The 21,340-nt window shown below is 66.8% G+C and carries 26 protein-coding genes; 6 read left to right on the top strand and 20 right to left on the bottom strand.

Annotated elements, in window-relative coordinates; translation table 11 throughout:
- The 17 genes from AC1DS3_RS18005 to AC1DS3_RS17925 form a co-directional block, all read right to left on the bottom strand.
- On the bottom strand, nt 1-525 hold a 525-nt coding region (locus tag AC1DS3_RS18005; RefSeq protein WP_477127639.1), incomplete at its 3' end, for a LytR/AlgR family response regulator transcription factor.
- An 88-nt stretch (nt 526-613) separates the two neighbouring features.
- Complete coding sequence (locus AC1DS3_RS18000) at nt 614-1,804, bottom strand: sensor histidine kinase (RefSeq protein ID WP_441630203.1); 1,191 nt, start codon at nt 1,802-1,804, stop codon at nt 614-616.
- 50 nt (nt 1,805-1,854) lie between these two features.
- Nucleotides 1,855-2,283, bottom strand: coding sequence for a terminase (locus AC1DS3_RS17995; protein ID WP_441630201.1), 429 nt, complete (start codon nt 2,281-2,283; stop codon nt 1,855-1,857).
- Nucleotides 2,280-2,486: a LiaI-LiaF-like domain-containing protein gene (locus tag AC1DS3_RS17990; RefSeq protein WP_150983578.1), complete on the bottom strand. Its 207-nt coding sequence runs from the start codon at nt 2,484-2,486 to the stop codon at nt 2,280-2,282. Before AC1DS3_RS17990 ends, AC1DS3_RS17995 begins: the two co-directional genes overlap by 4 nt.
- Before the next feature lie 216 nt (nt 2,487-2,702).
- Nucleotides 2,703-3,650, bottom strand: coding sequence for a CysB family HTH-type transcriptional regulator (locus AC1DS3_RS17985; RefSeq protein ID WP_441630199.1), 948 nt, complete (start codon nt 3,648-3,650; stop codon nt 2,703-2,705).
- The gene (locus AC1DS3_RS17980) at nt 3,647-4,771 is read right to left on the bottom strand and encodes a sulfate/molybdate ABC transporter ATP-binding protein (RefSeq protein WP_441630197.1); all 1,125 of its coding nucleotides are present in this window, start codon (nt 4,769-4,771) and stop codon (nt 3,647-3,649) included. Before AC1DS3_RS17980 ends, AC1DS3_RS17985 begins: the two co-directional genes overlap by 4 nt.
- Nucleotides 4,768-5,709 carry a sulfate ABC transporter permease subunit CysW gene (gene cysW / locus AC1DS3_RS17975; RefSeq protein ID WP_441630195.1) on the bottom strand — a complete coding sequence of 314 codons (942 nt, stop codon included), beginning with the start codon at nt 5,707-5,709 and terminating at the stop codon, nt 4,768-4,770. Before cysW ends, AC1DS3_RS17980 begins: the two co-directional genes overlap by 4 nt.
- Before the next feature lies 1 nt (nt 5,710).
- Entirely contained in the window at nt 5,711-6,655 is a 945-nt protein-coding gene (gene cysT, locus AC1DS3_RS17970) for a sulfate ABC transporter permease subunit CysT (protein ID WP_477127638.1), read from the bottom strand.
- A gap of 190 nt (nt 6,656-6,845) precedes the next feature.
- A complete protein-coding gene (locus AC1DS3_RS17965) occupies nt 6,846-7,556 on the bottom strand; it encodes an RBBP9/YdeN family alpha/beta hydrolase (RefSeq protein ID WP_477127637.1) in 711 nt (236 codons plus the stop codon).
- A complete protein-coding gene (locus tag AC1DS3_RS17960) occupies nt 7,553-8,455 on the bottom strand; it encodes an EAL domain-containing protein (RefSeq protein ID WP_441630189.1) in 903 nt (300 codons plus the stop codon). The genes AC1DS3_RS17965 and AC1DS3_RS17960 overlap by 4 nt, the downstream gene beginning before the upstream one ends.
- A 41-nt stretch (nt 8,456-8,496) precedes the next feature.
- Nucleotides 8,497-8,712 (bottom strand): TOBE domain-containing protein, encoded by a 216-nt coding sequence (locus AC1DS3_RS17955; protein ID WP_017224957.1) that lies wholly within the window; start codon nt 8,710-8,712, stop codon nt 8,497-8,499.
- Nucleotides 8,713-8,939: 227 nt separating this feature from the next.
- Nucleotides 8,940-9,815 carry an ATP-binding cassette domain-containing protein gene (locus tag AC1DS3_RS17950; RefSeq protein WP_477109133.1) on the bottom strand — a complete coding sequence of 292 codons (876 nt, stop codon included), beginning with the start codon at nt 9,813-9,815 and terminating at the stop codon, nt 8,940-8,942.
- A 26-nt stretch (nt 9,816-9,841) separates the two neighbouring features.
- Nucleotides 9,842-10,651, bottom strand: coding sequence for an aliphatic sulfonate ABC transporter permease SsuC (gene ssuC, locus AC1DS3_RS17945; protein WP_477127636.1), 810 nt, complete (start codon nt 10,649-10,651; stop codon nt 9,842-9,844).
- Nucleotides 10,652-10,660: 9 nt separating this feature from the next.
- Nucleotides 10,661-11,824 (bottom strand): FMNH2-dependent alkanesulfonate monooxygenase, encoded by a 1,164-nt coding sequence (ssuD, locus tag AC1DS3_RS17940; RefSeq protein ID WP_441630183.1) that lies wholly within the window; start codon nt 11,822-11,824, stop codon nt 10,661-10,663.
- Nucleotides 11,825-11,836: 12 nt separating this feature from the next.
- Nucleotides 11,837-11,986, bottom strand: a complete 150-nt coding sequence (locus tag AC1DS3_RS17935) for a hypothetical protein (protein WP_441630181.1) — start codon at nt 11,984-11,986, stop codon at nt 11,837-11,839.
- Nucleotides 11,987-12,059: 73 nt separating this feature from the next.
- Nucleotides 12,060-13,067, bottom strand: coding sequence for a sulfate ABC transporter substrate-binding protein (locus AC1DS3_RS17930; RefSeq protein ID WP_477127635.1), 1,008 nt, complete (start codon nt 13,065-13,067; stop codon nt 12,060-12,062).
- A gap of 241 nt (nt 13,068-13,308) precedes the next feature.
- Nucleotides 13,309-14,271 carry a LysR family transcriptional regulator gene (locus tag AC1DS3_RS17925; protein WP_441630177.1) on the bottom strand — a complete coding sequence of 321 codons (963 nt, stop codon included), beginning with the start codon at nt 14,269-14,271 and terminating at the stop codon, nt 13,309-13,311.
- Nucleotides 14,272-14,469: 198 nt separating this feature from the next.
- Here AC1DS3_RS17925 and AC1DS3_RS17920 point away from each other — a divergent pair, with 198 nt between their 5' ends.
- The 6 genes from AC1DS3_RS17920 to AC1DS3_RS17895 all read left to right on the top strand — a co-directional run bounded on the left by AC1DS3_RS17920 (nt 14,470) and on the right by AC1DS3_RS17895 (nt 18,954).
- On the top strand, nt 14,470-15,444 hold the full coding sequence (locus AC1DS3_RS17920) for a Bug family tripartite tricarboxylate transporter substrate binding protein (RefSeq protein ID WP_441630175.1): 975 nt from the start codon (nt 14,470-14,472) through the stop codon (nt 15,442-15,444).
- A 101-nt stretch (nt 15,445-15,545) separates the two neighbouring features.
- The gene (locus tag AC1DS3_RS17915) at nt 15,546-16,772 is read left to right on the top strand and encodes a CaiB/BaiF CoA transferase family protein (protein ID WP_441630174.1); all 1,227 of its coding nucleotides are present in this window, start codon (nt 15,546-15,548) and stop codon (nt 16,770-16,772) included.
- Between the two features lie 14 nt (nt 16,773-16,786).
- Nucleotides 16,787-17,557, top strand: a complete 771-nt coding sequence (locus tag AC1DS3_RS17910) for an enoyl-CoA hydratase/isomerase family protein (RefSeq protein ID WP_477127634.1) — start codon at nt 16,787-16,789, stop codon at nt 17,555-17,557.
- Between the two features lie 57 nt (nt 17,558-17,614).
- Entirely contained in the window at nt 17,615-18,598 is a 984-nt protein-coding gene (locus AC1DS3_RS17905) for a tripartite tricarboxylate transporter substrate binding protein (protein ID WP_477109132.1), read from the top strand.
- The gene (locus AC1DS3_RS17900) at nt 18,595-18,726 is read left to right on the top strand and encodes a hypothetical protein (protein ID WP_441630168.1); all 132 of its coding nucleotides are present in this window, start codon (nt 18,595-18,597) and stop codon (nt 18,724-18,726) included. The genes AC1DS3_RS17905 and AC1DS3_RS17900 overlap by 4 nt, the downstream gene beginning before the upstream one ends.
- Before the next feature lie 42 nt (nt 18,727-18,768).
- Nucleotides 18,769-18,954, top strand: coding sequence for a type 2 periplasmic-binding domain-containing protein (locus AC1DS3_RS17895; RefSeq protein WP_441630166.1), 186 nt, complete (start codon nt 18,769-18,771; stop codon nt 18,952-18,954).
- Nucleotides 18,955-18,967: 13 nt separating this feature from the next.
- Here AC1DS3_RS17895 and AC1DS3_RS17890 read toward each other — a convergent pair whose 3' ends face one another.
- From AC1DS3_RS17890 to AC1DS3_RS17880, 3 genes are all read right to left on the bottom strand, one after another.
- A complete protein-coding gene (locus tag AC1DS3_RS17890; protein WP_441630165.1) occupies nt 18,968-19,933 on the bottom strand; it encodes an LLM class oxidoreductase in 966 nt (321 codons plus the stop codon).
- 376 nt (nt 19,934-20,309) lie between these two features.
- Nucleotides 20,310-20,945, bottom strand: coding sequence for a glutathione S-transferase family protein (locus AC1DS3_RS17885; RefSeq protein WP_441630164.1), 636 nt, complete (start codon nt 20,943-20,945; stop codon nt 20,310-20,312).
- A gap of 31 nt (nt 20,946-20,976) precedes the next feature.
- Nucleotides 20,977-21,340, bottom strand: a 364-nt coding sequence (locus tag AC1DS3_RS17880; protein ID WP_477127633.1) for a glutathione binding-like protein, incomplete at its 5' end; no start/stop codon positions are given.

Here is a 21,340-nt window from a genome sequence, read left to right as displayed (position 1 = left end):
CGCCTTGATAAAGCGCAGGTAGCCATGTTGCGACGCGCCCGCTGGCGCTTGCTGCCCGGGCCCGCCTGACTCCAGGGTCTCCAGGCGCGCCAGCAATTGCGCCAGGCGATCGGTATCGAGGGCGGCGCCGCCCTCCTCGCTGGCCTGCGCCTGGGCCGCCAGCCTCGCCTTGAGGCGGTGCACCGTGGCCTCCAGCCGCTCGGGCTGCACCGGCTTGAGCACGTAATCGACCGCCTCGCGCTCGAAGGCTTCCAACGCGAACTGGTCGTATGCCGTGACGAACACCACTAGCGGCGGCGAATCGAACTCCATCAGCTCGCGCGCCACGTCCATGCCGCTCATGCCTGGCATGCGGATATCGAGAAACGCGACCTGGGGCTGGTGCTGGCGGGCCGCCTCCAGCGCGGACACGCCGTCATGGACCACGCAGACGATCTGCGCCTCGGGCCAGAGGCTGGACAATTCGGCATGCAAGGCACGCGCGAGCAGCGGCTCGTCGTCGGCGATCAACAGGGTCGGGGCCATGGAAACGGAAGTAAGGGGCGGATCGGTCGAGGCAAGCCTAATCAGTCTAATCAGTCCAAGCAGTCGAAACGGCTAAGGGCGAGGTGCCTCAAGAATGGGAAATGCCTTGCGTGGCAGCGCTCACGGGGGGGATGGCGCGCGCGCCGGCGGCCTTGCACGCGGGCACCGGCATGGGTGCGTTGACGGCGGCAAGCGCCGCCGTGCGCACAACGGGCAACGTCAGCCGGACGATCACGCCGCGTGGCGTGTTTTCTTCCATCTGCATGCTGGCCGCCGCGCCGAAAATCCGCGCCAGCCGCTCGCGCACATGGGTCAGCCCAAGGCCGGAGCCCTTGGTCACGGCATGTCCGAAACCTACCCCGCTATCGGTGATGATCACCTGCACGGCGTTGTCGCCCTGCGCCCGGGCCGACAGCACGATCCTGCCGCCATGCATGCACGGCTCGATGCCGTGGCTGACCGCGTTCTCCACCAGCGGCTGGATCAGCATGGGCGGGATCTCGACCTCCGCCAGCTCGGGCGGAAGCTCGATCTCATAGGCCAGGCGCGTGCCGAAACGCAGGGCCTGGATGTCCAGGTAGCTGCGCAGCAACTCGAACTCCTGGCGCAGCGTGCATTGCTCGGCGCGCGTGTGCGACAGCGACATGCGCAGGAATCCGATCAGCCGCTGCAGCAGGCGCCTTGCGGCCTGCTGGTCGGTGGCAATCAGGCAGTCCAGGTTGGCCAGGGAGTTGAACAGGAAATGCGGCTCGATCTGCGCCTGCAGGGCCATCAGCTGCGCGCGCACCAGTTGCTTTTCGGCCTCTTCGCGCTGCAGCGCGTCGAGCGCGGCCTGCCGCTCGAGATGGGCGAGCTTCTCGCGCGACCAGTAGAAGTAAATCATGCTGGCCGATGCAAGCATGCCCACTACCAGGCACATGCGCAGCATATCGGTAGCTTCCTCGAAGGACTTCGCCGGCTCGTTCAGTACCACGCGTGTGGTCCAGCTGCCCATGATCACGCCCAGCGGCACGGCAACGGCAGTCAGGCACAGGAAGGGCCAGCGCGTGGGACGATCATTCCACCAGATCAGTACGCGGGCGATATCGATCAGCAGCCAGATCGACAGGCCGATAAGCTGACTGTAGACGAAGTTGTGCCACAGCGAGCCGCCCGTGCGGAAACCGTAGTTCAGGCTGACGGCGATGATGGTGTTCGCGCACAGCACGAACACCAGGTCGCGCCCGAGGATCGAGATCCTGGAGGGGATGGCGGCGGGACAGCGATCCAGCGCTTTCATAGGGGCAAGGTCGAGGATGACTGAGCGTTATTGGTTATTGTAAAGGCCGATCACAGGCGCTGACAGCCGTCGCCCGGCTCGCGGGCACGCGGCACCACGTTGGCGTCATCCATCGCGGGATTGGCACCGTGGCCGTGCAACGCGGCCCACCACTGCCCCGACAGCACATAGCGCGGAAACGTGATCCATTGCTCGGCCAGGATCCGCCGGGCGATGTCGAGCGGGCCGGCAAACGGCTCGGGCCTGACCGCCTCAAGCCGGTGCCCCCGCCCTTGCAGCATCATCGACAAGGCCATGCACAGCACGCCAAGCCCTACCGCGGGCACGGATAGCAACAGCACGCCATAGACCAGCAGCACATTGCCGGCCATGAACATCGGCACCGCGACAATGTGCAGCAACAGGCTGCGAGGGTGATTGTGGTTGCGGGCGTAGCCGCGCCATTGCCAGCTCAGCAGCCCTTCAGGGCGCGCGCTCATGGCTTGGGGCCGCGCTGGTCGACGCGCCGCCAGGCCAGGCGGCGCACAAGCACGATGGCGCCCAGGGCGATCAGCAGCACGGGCCAGCCATCCCGCACCAGGTAGGCTGGCAGCAGGCCGCCGTTTTGCGCGAGGAACACCGCGCCCAATGCAATCAGGATGATCGGGGCGATCAGCCCCTTGCCGCCACGGCCTTGCTTCATCGCGCTCTCCTCTCGTGCGGACCCGCGCACCGTCGATATTGCGGTGCATCAAGCCATGTGACGGTATCAACGTATTCCGCCACGGACAGTAGCGACTTTACGCGGACACCGGTCGCTACGAAAGTGGCGTGCGACGAATGGAATGCGGATGGCGCGAATCGCGAGGATGCGGCGCGATCGGCACCGGGCCTGCCCAGGTGCCGCTAGCCCAGGTTGTCAGGCCTCGACCACCTGCCCGCCCGCCGGCTCGGACAGCGCGCTGCTGACGGTATCGCGCGAGAGGTGCGGCGCGAACATGTTGATGAAGGCATGCGCGTAGCCGCGCAGGTAGGCGCCGCGGCGCACGGCCACGCTGGTGGTGTTGGGCTCGAACAGATGGTCGGCCGCGATCCGCACCAGCCCGGCGTCCTTGCGCTCGTCGTAGGCCATCGAGGCGATGATGCCCACGCCCAGCTCCAGCTCCGCGTAGGTCTTGATGACGTCCGCGTCCATCGCGGTCAGCACGATCTCCGGCTGCAGGCCGGCGGCGGCAAAGGCGCCGTCGATCTTGCGGCGCCCGGTGAAGCCGGCATCGTAGGTAATGATCGGGAAGCCGGCGATGTCTTCCAGCGTCGGCTCCGGCAGGTGCGTCAGCGGGTGATCCGGCGAAACCACCAGCACGTGGCGCCAGGTATAAGCCTCGAACGAGGTCAGCCCGGCCTCGCTGGCCACCGCCTCGGTGGCGATGCCGATATCGGCCTGGCCGCTCAGCACCAGCTCCACAATGTGCGCGGGCGAGGCTTCTTGCAGCGCAAGCGTCACATGGGGGTAAGCGCGGCGGAAGCTCTGCACCACCTTGGGCAAGGCATAACGCGCCTGGGTGTGGGTGGTGGCCACCGTCAGGCGGCCGGTATGGCGCCCGGCGAATTCGTCGCCCGCCTGGCGCAGGTTCTCGGCCTCGAGCAGCAGGCGCTCGACGATCCGCACGATTTCGCGCCCGGGCTCGGTCAGGCCGGTCAGGCGCTTGCCGTAGCGCTCGAAGATCTCGACGCCGAGCTCTTCCTCCAGCTCGCGGATCTGGCGCGAGACACCGGGCTGCGAGGTGTAGAGCGCATTGGCCACCTCGGTCAGGTTGAATTGGCGGCGCACCGCCTCGCGGATGGAACGTAGTTGCTGGAAGTTCATTGTGCGGCTCCTGCCGGCGTGCCCCTGGCGCTAGCCGGGGCGGATGAATGGGGTTGGACGAAGACACGCAGCCGGCGCGGCCGCACGGCGAGCAGCTCGCCCTCGCGGAAGCCCTGGTGGCGGAAGCGCTCGAGCGGCAGCGCCACTTCGATGACTTCCTGGGTGTCTTCACGTTCCAGTTCGAGCTGGGCCACGGGGCCCAGGGTGAGCGCGCGGCGCAGCGTCACGGCAATACCGTCGGTGCCGGGCGAATAGCGCTCGAGGTCGAGATCGTGCGGGCGGACATAGGCCACGGCGTCGCCGGCGGTCTCATGGCCGCTGCCGATCACCGGCAGGATCGAGTCGCCGGTATGCAGCAGGCCGCCCCGCTCCCCGACCTCAAGCCGKCCGTGGAACAGGTTGACGTTACCGAGAAAGCCGAACACGAACGGCGTGGCCGGATGGTTGTAGACCGCCTCCGGCGTGCCCGCCTGCTCCACATGGCCGCGGTTCATCAGCACCACCTGGTCGGCCACTTCGAGCGCCTCTTCCTGGTCGTGGGTGACAAACACGCTGGTGACATGGAGCTCGTCGTGCAGGCGGCGCAGCCAGCGGCGCAGTTCCTTGCGCACCTTGGCGTCGAGCGCGCCGAAGGGCTCGTCGAGCAGCAGCACGCGCGGCTCCACCGCCAGCGCGCGGGCCAGCGCGATACGCTGGCGCTGCCCGCCGGACAACTGCGGCGGATAGCGGTCGGCCAGCCAGTCGAGCTGCACCAGTTCCAGCAATGCGCGCACCTTGTCGCGGATCTGCGCCTCGCCGGGGCGCTCGGCGCGCGGCTTGACGCGCAGGCCGAAGGCCACGTTCTCGAACACCGTCATGTGCTTGAACAGCGCGTAATGCTGAAACACAAATCCAACCTGGCGCTGGCGCACGTGCTGGTGCGAGGCATCGCGCCCTTCCAGCAGGATCTGGCCAGCGTCGGCGCGTTCCAGGCCGGCGATGATCCGCAGCAGCGTGGTCTTGCCGCAGCCCGAGGGCCCCAGCAACGCCGTCAGCTGGCCTTCGTCGAAATCGAGGGTGACGTCGTCGAGCGCAACGAAATTGCCGAAGCGCTTCTGCACATTCTTGACCTGGATGCTCATGATGCCTGTCCTTGCAATTTGCCAGCGCTCGGGTTCTCCGGCGCAACGTTCTCGTCTTCCCTGTGCTCGCGGCTCGCCCGGTACTCCACCAGCGTCTTGATGCCAAGCGTGACCAGGGCCAGCAGTGTGAGCAGCGACGCCACCGCAAAGGCGGCCGCGAAGTTGTATTCGTTGTAGAGAATCTCCACGTGCAGCGGCATGGTGTTGGTCAGGCCGCGGATATGGCCCGACACCACCGAGACCGCGCCGAACTCGCCCATCGCCCGCGCATTGCACAGGATCACGCCATACAGCAGGCCCCAGCGGATGTTGGGCAGCGTGATGCGGCGGAAGGTCTGCCAGCCCGAGGCGCCCAGCACAATGGCGGCCTCTTCCTCCTCGCTGCCCTGCGCCTGCATCAGCGGGATCAACTCGCGCGCCACAAACGGAAAGGTGACGAAGATGGTGGCCAGCACGATGCCCGGCACCGCGAACATGATCTTGATGTCGTGCGCCTCCAGCCACGGCCCGAGCCAGCCCTGCGCGCCGAACAGCAGCACATAGACCAGGCCGGAGATCACCGGAGACACCGAGAACGGCAGGTCGATCAGCGTGGTCAGCAGGCTCTTGCCGCGGAATTCGAACTTGGCGATGGCCCAGGACGCCGCCACGCCAAACACCACATTCAGCGGCACCGCGATGGCGGCCACCAGCAAGGTGAGCTGGATCGCGGCCACGGCATCGGGCTCCACCAGCGAATCGAAATAAGTCTGCACGCCTTTGCGCAGCGCTTCATAAAATACCGAAGCCAGCGGAATGAACAGGAACAGCGCGAGGAACAGCACCGCAATCGCGATCAGGGTGTAGCGCACCCACGGCGCTTCACCCGTGGCATCCCGGAAACGCGTGGCGGCGGGGGCAGCACGGCCGCCCAGGCCCTTGGTAACGACGCCAGCCATTTCAGCTCTCCTTGTCCGGCGAGACGGACGCACGCACGGCCTGGTGGTGACGGCGCGTCCACGCTTGCAGCAGGTTGATCAACAGCAGCAGCGCGAAGGAGATCACCAGCATCACCACCGCCACCGCGGTTGCGCCCGCGTAGTCGTATTGCTCCAGCTTGGAATAGATCATCAGCGGCGCGATCTCGGAGACCATCGGCATGTTGCCGGAGATGAATACCACCGAGCCGTACTCGCCGGTGCCCCGCGCGAACGACAGCGCAAACCCGGTCAGCAGCGCCGGCAGGATGGTCGGCAGGATCACGCGGACAAAGGTCTGCAGGCGCGTGGCGCCCAGGCTGGCCGCGGCTTCTTCCAGCTCCTGCTCCGCGTCTTCGAGCACCGGCTGCACCGTGCGCACCACGAACGGCAGCCCGATAAAGGTCAGCGCCACCACCACGCCCAGCGGGGTGAAGGCCACCTTGATGCCCAGCGGCTCCAGGTAGCGGCCGATCCAGCCGTTGCCGGCGAACAGCGCGGTCAGCGCAATGCCGGCCACCGCGGTGGGCAGGGCAAAGGGCAGATCGACCAGCGCATCGACCAGGCGCTTGCCGGGAAAGCGGTAGCGCACCAGCACCCAGGCCACGACCAGCCCGAACACCGTATTGACGATGGCGGCGATCAGCGAGGCGCCGAAGCTCAGTTGCAGGGAGGCAACCACCCGGGGCGAGCTCACCGCGGCCCAGAAGGCCTCCCAGGTCATGGTGAAGGTCTTGAGGAAGGTGGCCGACAGCGGGATCAGGACGATCAGCGTCAGGTAKAACAGCGTGAAGCCCAGAGAGAGGCCAAAGCCTGGCAGCACGGTAAAGCGCTGCTTGCCTGGCTTGGGCGGCGCGCTCTTGCGCGCTTGGGGGGCATCCGGCCTCGCCGGGGGCGGATTGTCCGCCAGGGAAATCGAGGGTGGCATGTTGTCTCGTCTGTGCCGTCACTGTCGTATCCGCCTCCGGAGAATGGCTTCCGGGCGGAGTTCGCCGGAAACCGAAGCAGCGGGGGCGGCTTCTTTATGACGCCGGCGCATAACGCACCGGCCTACGAGACAAATTCTGCAGATACSSCCTTATAAACAGAACGAATCTTTGCGTATGTTCTTAGGCGTTTTAGATATAAGGGAACGTGGACGACACTTCCAGCCCGCCTTCCCAAGGCCCGGCGCAGTCTCCGGACGGGCCGGCGCTGCCGTCCGCCTCGATCCGCTGGATCAAGGCATCGAGCAAGGCAAGCCCTTCGGGCCACTGGTCAAGGCCGGATTCGGCGTTAATGTGACCCAGCATGCCCGCGTCATGGAGCTCGCTGCCCCACAGCGTGCCCCAGCWGAASGCGGTGCGCTGCTGCATCCAGGGATCATTGCGGCTGGCCACCAGGATGGTGGGAAACGGCAGCCGGTACGCGGGCAGCAGCCCGGCCACGCCAAACTTGTCGGGATCGGCCGGCGCCACCAGCACCGCGCCCGCGATGCCCTCGGGGTCGAGCGCTGCCTGGCGCAAGGTGGCCAGGCAGCCGAAGCTGTGCGCCACCAGGATGGCCCCGCGCGGGGCCACGCGCTGCGCCCGCATGACGCTCTCCGACACGCGCTCGGCCCACAGCGGCAGGCTCGGGCGCGACCAGTCGTGCTGCTCCACGCGCTGCCAGTCCGGAAAGCGCTGCTCCCAACGGCTCTGCCAGTGGCCCGGGCCACTGCCATGCAACCCGGGCACCGTCAGGATCTGCAAGCCCTTGGGCACCTTCAACCGTACGTCGGCGGGTCGCGTGCTTGCGCCCGCCTGGCCGCCGCGCTGCTCCCGCGCGGCCGGCCTCTTCGTCTGCGTCATATCGGCTCCTTGGTCAACGCCATCGGGATGCCGCCGGATCCGCTCCGTGGCGCCCCGCCCTTGAACTCCTGAATGCCAGCCTCGCCGGCCACTTCACGCAGGTGGCGTGCGCTCACCGCCGCGCCGGTGAAGCTGCCCTGCCCCAGTACGATGCCGGCCGCCTGCAGCCGCTCGGCGTTTTCGGCGTTCTCCAGCCGGCGACCGATCAGCGTCACGCCGGCGCTATCGGCACTGGCCTGCAGCCCCGCCAGTTGGCGGTCGGTCCAATTGCGGCGCATGTCCAGCTTGAGCCAGTCGGGCAACGCGTGCGCCATCAGCGCGCCGGCCTCCGCGGGATCCGATGCCTGCAGGCTCACCGCAAAGCCGTTGCGGCGGTAGTTGCCCACCACATGCAGCAGTAGCGGCAGGTCGTCGTTGGCGCTGGCCGGCACCTGGATCACGAACCGGTCCAGCGGCAGGCCGAGCGACTGCAGCGCGCGCCGGAAGGCCGCGCCGTGATCGTCGGCCACGGCGGCCAGCAGCCGGTTGTGCACGTTGAGCACCAGCTTGCGATCGCCATCGGCCGCGAAATAATTGATGGCATGCACCAGGCGCGAGAGCCGGTCGAGCGAGACCAGCGAGGCATCGTCCGCCGCCATCGCAAACAGCTTCCAAGCGGTCAGGCCGACGCCATCGCCGGCGTATGTTCGCAGCGTGCCTTCGTGCGCCACCACGTCGCGGCTGGACAGGGTGATAAGCGGCTCGAACGCGCTGGTCAGCGAGCAGTGATAGAACTGGCCCTGCACCTGCCCACGCTCGTCGCGCCACAGCTGGCGATCGCGCTCGGGGCGGCGCGGCAGCCCTTCCAGGTAGTGGGTAAGCGCCGTCGGTGCCGCGCCTGCTTCGTTCGCGCTTGCCATTGCGATTTCCTTTGCGTTGCGCTTGCGCCTCGGGCGAGGCTTCAAAGCTTGGCCAGGGAGACCTCGGTAGCCTTGACCAGGGCAACGACTTCGCTGCCGATGGCAAGGCCGAGATCCTTGACCGAGCGGGTGGTGATGACCGAGGTGACGATGCCGGCCGGCGTCTCGACGTCGACCTCCGAGACCACAGGGCCTTCGATGATGGCGGCAACCTTGCCGCGGAACTGGTTACGTACGTTGATCGCCTGAATGCTCATGATAGAAGCTCCTTTGCGTGAGTGAAAATGACAATTGCGTAAAACTCTGGTTTAGCGGATGGCCCCCGCGCGGGTGAGTGACGTTGCCCGCTCACCCAGGGCTGCCACCGCTTGCGCGGGTTGCGCCGGCTTCGCTCAAGGCTGGCCGCGCGTCCTTTGCTTCATTCTTGTTTGCTGCTTCCTCGGCGGGCTTGCCTGCGCCGCTGCTTGCATCCCTGCTTGCGTCCCTAGATTGCCCAGCGCACTGAATCGAACGTGCGCGCCACCGACCAGTCCACTGCGGGCAACAATGCTTGCCCGTGCTGGCTCTCATCGGCAGCCGGCGCGCCGTCACGCCGCATCACCCGGCGCAGCACCGCGTCCTCCAGTTGCGCGAACGCCGCCGAGCCGCGCTGGCGCGGACGCGGCAGCGCCACCCTCTGGTCCAGCGCGATGCGGCCGTCTTCGATCAGCACCACGCGGTCGGCCAGCGCTACCGCCTCCGATACATCGTGGGTGACCAGCAGCGCCGTGAAGCCAAGGCGCTGCCACAAGGTTTCGATCAAGCCCTGCATCTCGATGCGGGTCAGCGCATCCAGCGCGCCCAGTGGCTCGTCCAGCAGCAGCAAGCGCGGGTGATGCACCAGCGCGCGCGCCAGTGCCACGCGCTGGCGCTGCCCGCCCGACAGGCGCGCCGGCCACTCCCCCGCGCGCTCGGCCAGGCCGACCTGGCCCAGCACCCTGGCCGCATCGGCCTGCTGCGCGCGCGCCAGCCCCAGCGCCACGTTGTCCAGCACCGTCTTCCACGGCAGCAGGCGAGCATCCTGGAACATCACCCGGACCGCCTCGCACTGCTTGTTGCCAGGCGCGCCGTCCAGCGTCACGCCACCGCCGTCGCTGTCTTCCAGGCCGGCCACCAGCCGCAGCAAGGTACTCTTGCCGCAACCGCTGCGGCCCACGATGGCGAGAAACTCGCCGGGCGCGGCCTGCAGGTCGATGCCGTGCAGCACCTCGCGCCCGCCGTAGCGCTTCACCACCTGCTGCACGCGCAGCGCGAGGCCCTTGCCATCCTGGCTGGCGGGCACATCGGCCAGCGCGGCCTGCTCGATCGGGTTGCTTTGCATATCGGGTTCTCCTTGGCCGGCCGCGCTCAGTGCGCCTGGTAGCCGGGGTGCCAGCGCAGCCAGAACCGCTCCAGCCCGCGTGACAGCAAATCCGCCAGCTTGCCCAGCAGCGCKTAGAGCAGGATGCCCACCAGCACTACGTCGGTCTGCAGGAACTCGCGCGCATTCATGGTCATGTAGCCGATGCCCGACTGCGCCGAGATGGTCTCGGCCACGATCAGGATCACCCACATCAGGCCGAGCGAGAAACGCACGCCGACCAGGATGTTGGGCAAGGCGCCCGGCAGGATCACCTCGCGGTAAAGGCGCCAGCCCGACAGGCCGTAGCTCTTCGCCATCTCGATCAGCCCGGGGTCGACCGCGCGGATGCCGTGGTACGTGTTCAGGTAGATCGGGAAAAACACGCCCAGCGAAACCAGGAACAGCTTGGCGGTCTCGTCGATGCCGAACCACAGGATCACCAGCGGGATCAGCGCCAGCGGCGGAATGTTGCGCACCATCTGCAAGGTGCTGTCGAGCAGGGTCGCGGCCGGCCGGAAGGTGCCCGTCAGCAGGCCCAGCGCCAGCCCGAAGCCGCCGCCGATGGTGAAGCCGAGCACGGCGCGCCAGGTACTGACCCACACGTGGCGCCACAGCTCGCCGGTCACGGACAGGCCCCAGGCGGCCTTCACCACGTCGAACGGCGCCGGCAGGATGCGGTTGGACAGCCAGCCCAGCTGCGAGGCCAGTTGCCACGCCGCCACCAGCAGCACCGGCACGATCCAGGGCGCGGCCGAGCGAGCGGCATGGCGCAGCCAGTCAGGGTTGCGCGCGGGCAAGGTCAAGGGAGCGGACATGGTTGCCTCCTACCCGCGCGCCGCGCGCGGCACGATGCCGGTTGCCATGACTTCGCCGAAAGGGCCGGACAGCACCTTGCCCTGCAGCTGGTCGCGCACCGAGCGCGGCAGCAGCGGAAAGACCAGTTCGGCGAAGCGATAGGCTTCTTCCAGATGCGGGTAGCCGGACAGCACCAGGGTATCGATGCCCAGCGCCGCGTACTCCTTGATGCGCGCCGCCACGATGTGCGGGTCGCCCACCAGTGCCGTGCCCGCGCCGCTGCGCACCAGGCCCACGCCGGCCCACAGGTTGGGGCTGATCTCCAGCTCCGCGCGGCTGCGTCCGCCGCCACCTGCGTGCAGCGCGGCCATGCGGCGCTGCCCTTCGGAATCCATCTTGCCGATCACCGCCTGCGCGCGCGCCACCGTCGCATCGTCGAGCTTGCTGATCAGCTGGTCGGCCGCGGCCCATGCCTCGTCCTCGGTCTCGCGCACGATCACGTGCAGGCGGATGCCGAACTTCACGCTACGCCCATGGCGCGCCGCGCGCTGGCGCACGTCGGCGAGCTTCCTGGCGACCTCCGCCGGCGGCTCGCCCCAGGTCAGGTAGGTATCCACCTGCTCGGCCGCGAGCTCATGCGCGGCGGCCGAGGAGCCGCCGAAGTACACCGGCGGATGCGGGCGCTGCAGYGGCGGGAACAACACCTTCGCGCCCTTGACCTTGAGATGCTTGCCCTCATAGTCGAGCTCGGCGCCTTCATGGCTGGCGGCCAACACCTCACGCCAGATGCGGATGAACTCGGCCGAGGCTTCGTAGCGCTCGGCATGGTCCAGGAACAGGCCATCGCCCTCCAGCTCCGATACATCGCCGCCGGTCACCAGGTTCACCAGCAGGCGTCCGCCCGACAGGCGGTCGAATGTCGCCGCCATGCGCGCGGCCAGCGTGGGCGCCATCAGCCCGGGGCGTACCGCCACCAGGAAGCGCAGCCGGGTGGTGACCGCGGCCAGCGTGGAGGCCACCACCCACGGATCCTCGCAGGAGCGGCCGGTGGGAATCAGCACGCCCTCGTAGCCAAGCGTATCGGCCGCGGTGGCGATCTGCTTCAGGTAATCGATATTGACCTCGCGCGCCCCTTCCGAGGTACCGAGGTAGCGGCTGTCGCCGTGCGTGGGGATAAACCAGAAGACCTGCATGTCCGTGCCTCTTCAGCGCTGTTTGTGGATCGTGGCCGTCCGGCCCTCGCCTGCCGCAACCAGGCCGATCGCCAGCAAGGCAGCGCCCAGTGCGCCGGTGACTAGCGCCACCAGCAGTACATGCCTGGCAGGGCGCAGCGGGGCGCCGGCTCGGATCGGCATGGGAATAAAAATAGGAAGCGGGGATAAGGCACGGAAGTTGCGCGGCGGGCACGCGCCCGCCGCCGGCTACGTCTTACTTCTTGCCAGGCTGGTAGACCTGGTCGAACGAGCCACCGTCGGCGAAGTGCGCCTTCTGCGCTTTCTGCCAGCCGCCAAAGGCCTCATCGATGGTGAACAGCTTGACCTTGGGGAAGTTGCTCGCATACTTGGCGGCAATCTTCTCCGAGATCGGGCGGTAGTAATTCTTGGCCGCGATTTCCTGGCCCTCGTCGGTGTACAGGAACTGCAGGTAAGCTTCGGCCACCTTGCGCGTGCCCTTCTTGTCCACCACCTTGTCCACCACCGCCACCGGCGGCTCGGCCAGGATGGAGATCGACGGCGCGACGATGTCGAATTTGTCCGGGCCCAGTTCCTTGATCGCCAGGATAGCCTCGTTTTCCCAGGCAATCAGYACRTCGCCCAGGCCGCGCTCRACAAAGGTGKTGGTSGCGCCGCGSGCGCCGGAATCCAGCACCGGCACGTTCTTGAGCAACTGGCCGACGAACTCCTTGGCCTTTTGCTCGTTGCCGCCCGGCTGGCGCAGCGCGTAGCCCCAGGCCGCCAGGTAGTTCCAGCGCGCGCCGCCCGAGGTCTTCGGGTTAGGCGTGATCACCTGCACGCCCGGCTTGACCAGGTCGTTCCAGTCCTTGATACCCTTGGGGTTGCCCTTGCGCACCAGGAACACGATGGTCGAGGTATAGGGCGACGCATTGTGTGGCAGGCGCTTTTGCCAGTCCGGCTTGAGCAAGCCCTTCTCGGCGATGGCGTCGATGTCATAGCCCAGCGCCAGCGTGACCACATCCGCATCCAGCCCATCGATCACCGAACGCGCCTGCTTGCCCGAGCCGCCGTGCGACTGGCGGATGGTCAGCGCGTCGCCGCCCTTGGCCTTCCACGCCTTGGCGAAGGCGGCATTCACGTCCACGTACAGCTCCCGCGTGGGATCGTACGAAACGTTCAAGAGGGCGGTGTTGGCCCAGGCGGTCTGGGTGGAACCGATGACGGCCAGTGCCGCGAGTCCGATGGCCAGCTTGCGAATCATGTGTCCTGCTCCCGTATTCTCGTCGTGAAATGGCGCGTGCGCGCCGCGTTTCATGGCCCTCCTTGTGTGGGAAGGCTTGCGTCAGGGATGAAGACTACCGAGGGGCCTATCTGAAAGGAACGAATGGTTTCGCCGATCCTTGCACGTTTTCCGCATAAGATTCGACGGAAATATGAACATGCCGGAGGGGGTGGGAGAGGCGCTCGCTGTGCCGAACGCCTTGCGCGCCCCGCCCTTGCGGTCAGCGGCCGGCGCTGTTCACGCGGGCCGGCCACTGCCCATCGGCGATCAGCGCGCGAACCGTTTCCATCAGCAGATCCAGCACCGCCGAGACCGCGATCGACAGCGGCATGGTGGCGGAGCGGCACAGATAGACCGGGCGCGACATGCTCGGATGGGTGATCCGCGCCGCGGACAGCAAGCCATCGTGCAACTCCTCGCAGACCGATGCGTAGGAGAGGATCGTGCACCCCACGCCCGCCGCGGCGAGATTGATGAGTTGCGGTATGGCATTCACCTCCGCCAGCACCGGGAGCACGACCTGATGAGCGCGCAGATACCCATCGATCAACGCGCGCAGGCCATGCTCGCCGGCGGGCAGGATCATGGGGAAGCGATGCAGGTCCTTGAACCGCACCGTCTTCGTCAGATCGGCTCCGCGCTTGCGGGCATCGGCGAACTGCCCCGGGGGCGCCAGCAAGACCAGATCCTCGTCGACCACGTGTTCGAACAGCAGGCCGGAGCCAGCGTCCGCCTGGAAGGTCAGGCCAATATCGATGCGCCCGCTCAGCAGTTGGTCGGGGATGTACCCGGTGCTGAGCTCGACCACCTGCAACTGGACCTTAGGCCAGCGCCGGATGGCTTCGCGCACCAGCGGCACGGTCAGTATCTTCGCCATGGATTGCGGCAGGCCGATCGCAACCCTGCCCGCGGGATCGGTTACCAGGTCGCGCACGTCCTCGCAGGCGACGTCGAGCCGCTTGAGGATATCCCTGGCGTGGCTCTCGAATCTCTGCCCGGCGGCAGTCAGGACGACGCCCTTGTGGCTGCGCATGAAGAGGGCCACGCCAAGATCCTGCTCGATGTGCTTGATCTGAAGGCTCAGCGCCGGTTGCGCGAGATGCATGTTCTCCGCGGCCCGGGAGATCGATCCCGCCGACACCACCGCCAGAAAGCATCTGAGTCCACGTACATCGATCGACATAAGCAAGTCTCCGCATGTGACACCACGGGGCCGGCCGGGCGGCGGCACGATGGCGGCAAGTTCCAGCTGGGTATAGCATAAAAATATACTCAATATCAAAAATCTATCTTGGACATATAGCGGTACCGAAGCCCATAGTGACGCCAGCTTCCACGCAACGCACGCGGAATGCCAAGACAGATCATCCACGGAGACTCAATGGGACTCAGCCGCCGTACTTTCCTGACGGGCGCAGCCGCATCGTTGCTCGCCCCGTCGCTCCATGCCGGGCAATGGCCGTCGCGGCCGATCAAGCTTGTTGTCCCGTTCGCGGCGGGTGGCCCCGGTGACTTCGTGGCACGCCTGATTGCCATACCGCTGGGCAACCGGCTCGGCCAGCCCGTGGTGATCGAGAACAAGCCCGGCGCCGGCGGCAATCTCGGCACGCAGAATGTGCTCGACGCCAACGCCGATGGCTATACGCTGCTGCTGAACACGGTCGGCATGCATGCCGTCAACCCGCTTTTGTTTCCCGACTTGCGGTTTCGCCCGCAACGCGACCTGGTGGCCATCGGCGTGGTTGCGACGGTGCCGAACGTGCTGGTGGTGCATCCAACCAAGCTGGGGGTCAGCTCCCTGGCGGAGCTGGTCCGTGCCGGCAAACAGCGGCCGGACAATCTCACCTACGCCACCTTCGGCGCGGGAAGCTCCCCGCATATCTATGGCGCGCTGCTGCAGAAGGCCGCGGGCTTCACCGCGGTGGCCGTGCCCTACAAGGGCAGCGCGCCAGCAAGCACTGACGTCATGGCCGGGAATGTGGATTTCCTCTTCGACAGCATGACCACCTCCATCGGCCAGATACAGGGCGGCAAGCTCAAGGCCCTGGCGATCACTTCGGCTGCGCGTTCGCCCCTGCTGCCGGATGTGCCGACGCTGCAGGAAGCCGGCTATCCGGCGCTGGACCTGAAGTTCTGGCTGTCGCTGCAAGCTTGCGCGAAGACGCCGCCCGCCATCGTCGAGATGCTGCGCCAGGCCGTGGCGCAAAGCGCTGGCGATCCAGGCTATGGCCATGCGCTGATTGCGCGGGGAGCCGAGCCGTTCCACATGGCGCCCGCCGATGTGCAGGCCTATGTGAATCGCGACACCGCGCGATGGATGGCCCTGGCCCGCTCCATCGATATCAAGCCCGAGTAGCCGCCCCGACTCACCGGCATCCCATAGCCACAACACGACGCCGGACCCGCGCCCGCAATCCCGGGCGGCGTCCGCCGCCGATCCGCTTCGGAGACACATCCATGATTGCATTGCAGGGCATTCGCGTCCTCGACTTGAGCAAGGTGCTTGCCGGCCCCTTGTGCGGGCAGTATCTGGGCGAACTTGGCGCCGAAGTCATCAAGGTCGAGCCGGTCGGCGGCGGCGACGATACGCGCGCCTGGCTGCCGCAGGAGCGCGGGCAGTCCGCCACCTTTCTCGCCGTCAATCACAACAAGCGCAGTCTCGCCGTTGACCTCAAGACCAGCGAGGGCAGGCAGATCGTCCAGAGGCTGGCGGCCAAGGCGGACGTCGTGCTGCAAGGCTTCGGCAGTGGCGCCGCCGCCAGGCTCGGTGTGGACTACGACACGCTGTGCGCGTTGAACCCGGCGCTGATCTACTGCGAGATCTCTGGCTACGGACGCACGGGCCCCCTGGGCCAGGAACCCGGCTACGACGTCATGCTGCAGGCCTTCAGCGGCATGATCAGCACGATGGGCCAGGCCGGTGGCCAGCATGCGCGCGCCAGCTTTTCGCCGGTGGACCTGGGCACCGGCATGCATGCATTCAGTGGCATCCTGGCCGCACTGATCGAGCGGCAGAAGACAGGCCGAGGCATGCACCTGGAGGTGTCCCTGCTGGATACCGCGATGGGCTTCATGGGCTATCTCGCCCAGAACTATTGGCTCAGCGGCAAGGTGCCGCGGGCCATGGGCACCGCGCATCCGGCCATGGCGCCCTACCAGGTGTTCGACGCAGCCGACGGGCCAGTGATGATCGGCGTCGGCAACGACGCGCAGTGGCGGCGCTTCTGCCCGGTCGCCGGGTTGCAGGATGTGGCCGACGCGCCGCGGTTCGCCACCAATGCGGCCCGTGTCGCGCACTTCACCGAAACCGTCGAGATGGTCCAGGCGCGTATTCGGACCCAGCCGGTTGCCTACTGGCTCGACGCGCTGCGCAAGGCTGGCGTGGCCTGCTCCCCGATCCACACGCTGGACCAGGCGCTGGCGCATCCGCAAGTGGCCGAGCGCGCGCTGATCGCCGAGTCTGAGCATCCGGTGCTGGGCAAGGTGAGGAACATGGGCTTGCCCGTGCGCTTTCGCGGCGGCAGCCGGCAAGCGCGCCGCGCGCCGCCTTTGCTGGGCCAGCACACCGACGAAATCCTGTTGCAGACAGGCTATACGCCCGAGTCCATTGAACGATTCAAGGCGCGCGGCGTGATTGCCAGCGCCGATGCCAGCAAACCCGGTGGCCTTTGCACGGCCGCATGAGATCAGGAGTCACCATGCCCTCAGTCAGATATGAAGTGCGCGACAGGGTCGCGGAAATCCTCCTGGATAGCGCGCCGGTCAATGCCTTGAGCGAGGCGATGATCGACGAAATGCTGGCGGCGCTGCGGCGCGCGGCACAGGACGATTCGGTCAGGGCCGTCATCCTGGGCAGCGCCCTGCCCCGGCGCTTTTGCGCCRGGTTGCGGCTGGATGCGCTGCATGGGGCGCCGCAGGCCCGGATCTATAGCCTGGTCGACAAGCTGTACAACGAACTGTGCGACGCGCAATTCAACCTGGGCAAGCCATCCATTGCCGCCGTGAACGGCACCGCCCGCGGCGGAGGCATGACGCTCGCGATCTCCTGCGACATGATCGTCGCCGCCGACACGGCCACCTTTGGCTATCCGGAAATCGACGTCGGGCTGACGCCCGCCATCCACTACACGCACCTGCCGCGCGTGATTGGCCGTCACCGGGCCTTCGACCTGCTTTTCACCGGACGCGCGTTCGACGCCGCCGAAGCCATGTCCCTCGGACTGGTCAGCCGCGTGGTGCCCGTGCAGGACGTCATGCGCGAGGCCAGAGCACTTGCCCAGACCTTGTGCGCAAAATCTCCGGTCGTCGTCAAGATGGGACGCAAGGCCTTCATGCGCGCCAATGACAACGACTACCGGCGCGGCGTCGCCGCGGCGGTGGAGAGCTTCGGCAATGTGGTGGCGACGGACGATGCGAAGGAAGGCATCGCCGCGTTCGTGGAAAAGCGCAAGCCATCCTGGCAAGTCTGATCGTGCCGGCTTCAACAATCATCCAACAATCGCCCTCAACGGAAGCGGAGTGAACGCATGCGATTCCTGAACACCCTGCACCGGAGCGCCCCCGTCATCCTTGCGCTGCTCGCGGCGCAACCAGGTGGCGCCAGCGCGAAGGATGCATGGCCAGCCCAAGCCGTGAGGCTCGTGGTGCCGTATGCGGCCGGCGGACCGACCGATGCCTTTGCGCGCGTGCTGGCTGAGCAATGGGGCAAGCAGCTGGGCGAGCCGATGATCGTGGAGAACCGCACAGGCGCCGGCACGGTGGTTGGCACCGACTATGTGGCCAAGGCCAAGCCGGATGGCTATGTGGTCCTGTTGACGACCGTGGCGCACGCGGTCAACGAGAGTATCGTGCCCCGTTTGCCCTACCGCACCACGCAGGACTTCGCGCCGGTCGGACTGGCGGCCAAGGCGCCCCTGGTCCTGCTGGTGAACAAGAACTTCCCAGCCAGGAATCTCCCCGAATTCCTGGCGTACGTCAAAGCGCATCCTAGGCAGATCAACTATGGGTCCGCCGGCAATGGCAGCGCACCTCATGTCGCGACCGAGCTGCTGAACCTCAAAGCCGCGCTGAAAACCACGCACATCCCGTATCGCGGCACCGGGCCCGCCATGACCGACCTGATCGGCGGGCAGATCGGCTTCATGATCGACAGCGCGCCGACGGGACTCGCGCAGGTCCGCGCGGGAACAGTGCGGCTGATTGCCACGTCGATGCAAGCGCGCCTTGCACAGACACCGGACACGCCGGCCATCGCCGAAGCGGTACCCGGCTACGAAGCCTATACGTGGAATGGCGCCTTCGTCCCCGCGGGGACGCCTGCGGCAGTAATCACCACGCTGAACGGTGCGTTGCGCCGTGCGCTTGCCGACCCCGGCCTGAAGAGGCGAGCCTTCGAGATGGGCCTGGTTCTCGAGGCCGAGCCAACGCCGCAGGCACTCGCCGCGCACGTGGACAGCGAGATCGCCAAATGGCGGACCGTCGCGCAGGCGGCCGATATCAAGGAGCAGTGAAGCATGACCCGACCCGACTTTGCAGCACCGGCGTGCTGACCATGCGTTCCACGGTGCATAACCAGTCTGCAGTGCTCGTGATGGAAGGCACACAGCGCTACCTGTTGAAGAAGCGCCAGCCGGGCTAGATTCCTGCCGCAACCTGGAGTCCAGGGCCAGCGGTGCTCTCCTTGCGGCACCAGGGGACGCAGCCGCACCTGCCGCGCGCCAGCGGCGAAGTCAGGCAGGTGCTCGCCGAATGGACGCTGGCACCGGTCGACCTCTGGGCGGTATTTCCGAGCGGCCGCATGGCCAGCGCGAAGGTCAAGGCTTTTGTCGCGTTCGTGGAAGCGGCACTGCGCCGCGACATCGCTTAGCGAAGAGAAAAACCTAGTCCGCGTGAAATGCCGGCAGGACGTCGGCGGCCAGTTCTTCCATCACCTCTCGCGGCGCACGTTCGGATGCCTGCAGGTTGAGCGAAACATGATGCGTGCCGCTGCCGCGCATGTCCCGCAGCAACTCCCTCAGCCCATTTCGCCCGGTGCGATAGCCAAGCGAGATTGCGGTAGGCGGCTCGCCGGCATCGGCGCTCAGGTCCAGTTGCATCGCCACGCCAAAGGCGCGGAACTGCCCGGGCGCGGCACGCTCAACCGCCGCGCGCCACATGCGATAGCGCTCCCGCTGCACCGCAGGCTCGCGGTGATAGGTCATCCAGCCGATGGCATGGCGCGCGATCCAGTCAACGCTCTGCCCGCCCGAGCCCACGGCCAGCAAGGGAACGGGCGCGGGGAGCCTGGGGAGCACGAAAAACTCGGGCGTGTCGTCATGGAACTGATCCGGGATCACCCGGGAAGGCCCTCCCACCGCCGCCGCCACCGTCTCCCAGTGACGCAGGTACAGATCGCGCCGTGCGGCCGTAGCCTGCCCAAACGCAGCGTACTCGGCAGGACGGTCGCCAGAGCCCAGGCCAAGCACGAAGCGGCCCTGCGACAACGCGCTGACTGAAATGGCCCCTTTGGCGACATGCAGCGGATGCCGCAGCGTCAACACGATGGCACCGCTCACCAGCGCGATGCGCTCGGTCTGGCTGGCCAGCGCGCCAAGGAACACCCAGGGATCGAGATGCCCGACCGGGTCCGGGTAGTCGGCGCTGTTCAGCGGCACGTCGCGCACCCACAGCGCGCGGAATCCGAGCGCGTCGGCGAGCTTGGCCAGCGCCACCTGCTCGCGGAAATCCGCGACTACCTGGCCGGATTGCAGCATCGGCAAGGTCAGGCCAAGCGAGAGGCGGCCTTCCTGGAACACGCGGTCTTGCACGGCGGCGTCATGCGGCGAAGGGGCGTCTGTCTGAGGCATTCGAGTCCTCCAGATGTACTTGCGGGTCGCTGGCCCGTCTGCGGGGACCGTCTGGCATATTAGCAGTTGCCACGCGCTGGCCGCTGCGCACAAGCGGGTGAGCCGGGCCGATAGGAAACGATAGCGCCGGGCGGACAAGCGACAAGAAAAAAGCCCGCCCCACTTGCGTGGCGCGGGCCAAGTTTCCGTATTCTGGAAACGGGTAGACAAGTCATGAAGAGCGCCCCCGCATCTCCATGACGGAAATCATATTAGCGGGCGGCACCATTTTGGTTCTTGACCCATGTCAAATGGGCGTCCGGTTTGTGCAAAGGTAGTGCGAAGGTAGTGCAAAGGTGGGCGGCCGATGTATGGCGCTTGTAGGGATTTGCCAGCGTCAAGCCAGGTCATCCAGCTTGACCGCAAAGCCGCGCTGCACGCCGGGACGCGCGAACAGGGCGTCGTACCAGCGCCTGACATTCGGAAACTGCTCCAGCGAGACCTGATGGCGCTCGTGGCGCCAGGCCCAGCCCAGGATCGCGAAATCCGCCACGGACAGCTCGCCGGCCACGTATTCCACCTCCGCCAGGCGCCGGTCCAGCACGCCGTAAAGGCGCCGCGTTTCTTCCGAATAGCGCTTGAGCCCATAGTGCCGGTCGGCCTCCGCCTCGACCGTGCGGAAGTGATGCACCTGGCCCGGCATGGGCCCGAAGCCACCCATCTGCCACATCAGCCACTCCAGCACCGGCACGCGGTCACGCAGGCTGGCGGGCAGGAACTTGCCGGTCTTCTCGGCTAGGTAAAGCAGGATCGCGCCGGATTCGAAGACGCTGATCGGCTGTCCATCGGGGCCATCCGCATCGACGATGGCCGGAATCCGGTTGTTGGGGCTGATGCGCAGGAAATCCGGCTGGTGCTGCTCGCCCTTGGTGATATTGACCGTCTTGACAGCATAAGGCAGCGCCATTTCCTCGAGCGCGACGCTGATCTTGCGCCCGTTCGGCGTGTTCCAGGTGTGCAGGGTGATAGTCATGGATATCGGTTCGTGATGAGGGGATCCAGGCTCAGCTCAAGGGCGCTGCAACGTACTGGCGGAAACCGGCGCGCTCGCCCACACGCGCATACCAGCGTTCGAGATTGGGCAGCGCGGGGCGATCGATCCGGGCGTCCAGGCCGAACCAGCGGCGTGCGTAGGCGCCCAGCACCAGGTCGGCCAGCGTGAAGACGCCGCCTTCCATATAGTCGCGGCCTTCCAGGTGCTGGTCGAGCAAACGCCACAACCCTGCCACCACGCCGGCGTCAGCGGTCAGGCGAGCCACATCGCGTTCGGCGGCGGGCGTGCGCACAAAGCCCCAGAAGACCGGCCGTTCCGCCGGCTGCAAGGTCGACAGTGCCCAGTCCAGCCAGCGGTCCACGCTGGCACGCGCC

The organism is Cupriavidus sp. 01L46 (genome assembly GCF_056399905.1).
This window is presented reverse-complemented; position numbering and strand designations above follow the sequence as displayed.

Coding starts and splice junctions, on each gene's coding strand:
- AC1DS3_RS17915 (WP_441630174.1), top strand. CDS start 15,546: ATGATTGCATTGCAGGGCATTCGCGTCCTCGACTTGAGCAAGGTGCTT.
- AC1DS3_RS17885 (WP_441630164.1), bottom strand. CDS start 20,945: ATGACTATCACCCTGCACACCTGGAACACGCCGAACGGGCGCAAGATC.
- AC1DS3_RS17935 (WP_441630181.1), bottom strand. CDS start 11,986: ATGCCGATCCGAGCCGGCGCCCCGCTGCGCCCTGCCAGGCATGTACTG.
- AC1DS3_RS18000 (WP_441630203.1), bottom strand. CDS start 1,804: ATGAAAGCGCTGGATCGCTGTCCCGCCGCCATCCCCTCCAGGATCTCG.
- AC1DS3_RS17950 (WP_477109133.1), bottom strand. CDS start 9,815: ATGCAAAGCAACCCGATCGAGCAGGCCGCGCTGGCCGATGTGCCCGCC.
- cysW (WP_441630195.1), bottom strand. CDS start 5,709: ATGGCTGGCGTCGTTACCAAGGGCCTGGGCGGCCGTGCTGCCCCCGCC.
- AC1DS3_RS17995 (WP_441630201.1), bottom strand. CDS start 2,283: ATGAGCGCGCGCCCTGAAGGGCTGCTGAGCTGGCAATGGCGCGGCTAC.
- AC1DS3_RS17960 (WP_441630189.1), bottom strand. CDS start 8,455: ATGGCAAGCGCGAACGAAGCAGGCGCGGCACCGACGGCGCTTACCCAC.
- AC1DS3_RS17920 (WP_441630175.1), top strand. CDS start 14,470: ATGGGACTCAGCCGCCGTACTTTCCTGACGGGCGCAGCCGCATCGTTG.
- AC1DS3_RS17985 (WP_441630199.1), bottom strand. CDS start 3,650: ATGAACTTCCAGCAACTACGTTCCATCCGCGAGGCGGTGCGCCGCCAA.
- AC1DS3_RS17990 (WP_150983578.1), bottom strand. CDS start 2,486: ATGAAGCAAGGCCGTGGCGGCAAGGGGCTGATCGCCCCGATCATCCTG.
- AC1DS3_RS17955 (WP_017224957.1), bottom strand. CDS start 8,712: ATGAGCATTCAGGCGATCAACGTACGTAACCAGTTCCGCGGCAAGGTT.
- AC1DS3_RS17905 (WP_477109132.1), top strand. CDS start 17,615: ATGCGATTCCTGAACACCCTGCACCGGAGCGCCCCCGTCATCCTTGCG.
- AC1DS3_RS17890 (WP_441630165.1), bottom strand. CDS start 19,933: ATGCCTCAGACAGACGCCCCTTCGCCGCATGACGCCGCCGTGCAAGAC.
- AC1DS3_RS17925 (WP_441630177.1), bottom strand. CDS start 14,271: ATGTCGATCGATGTACGTGGACTCAGATGCTTTCTGGCGGTGGTGTCG.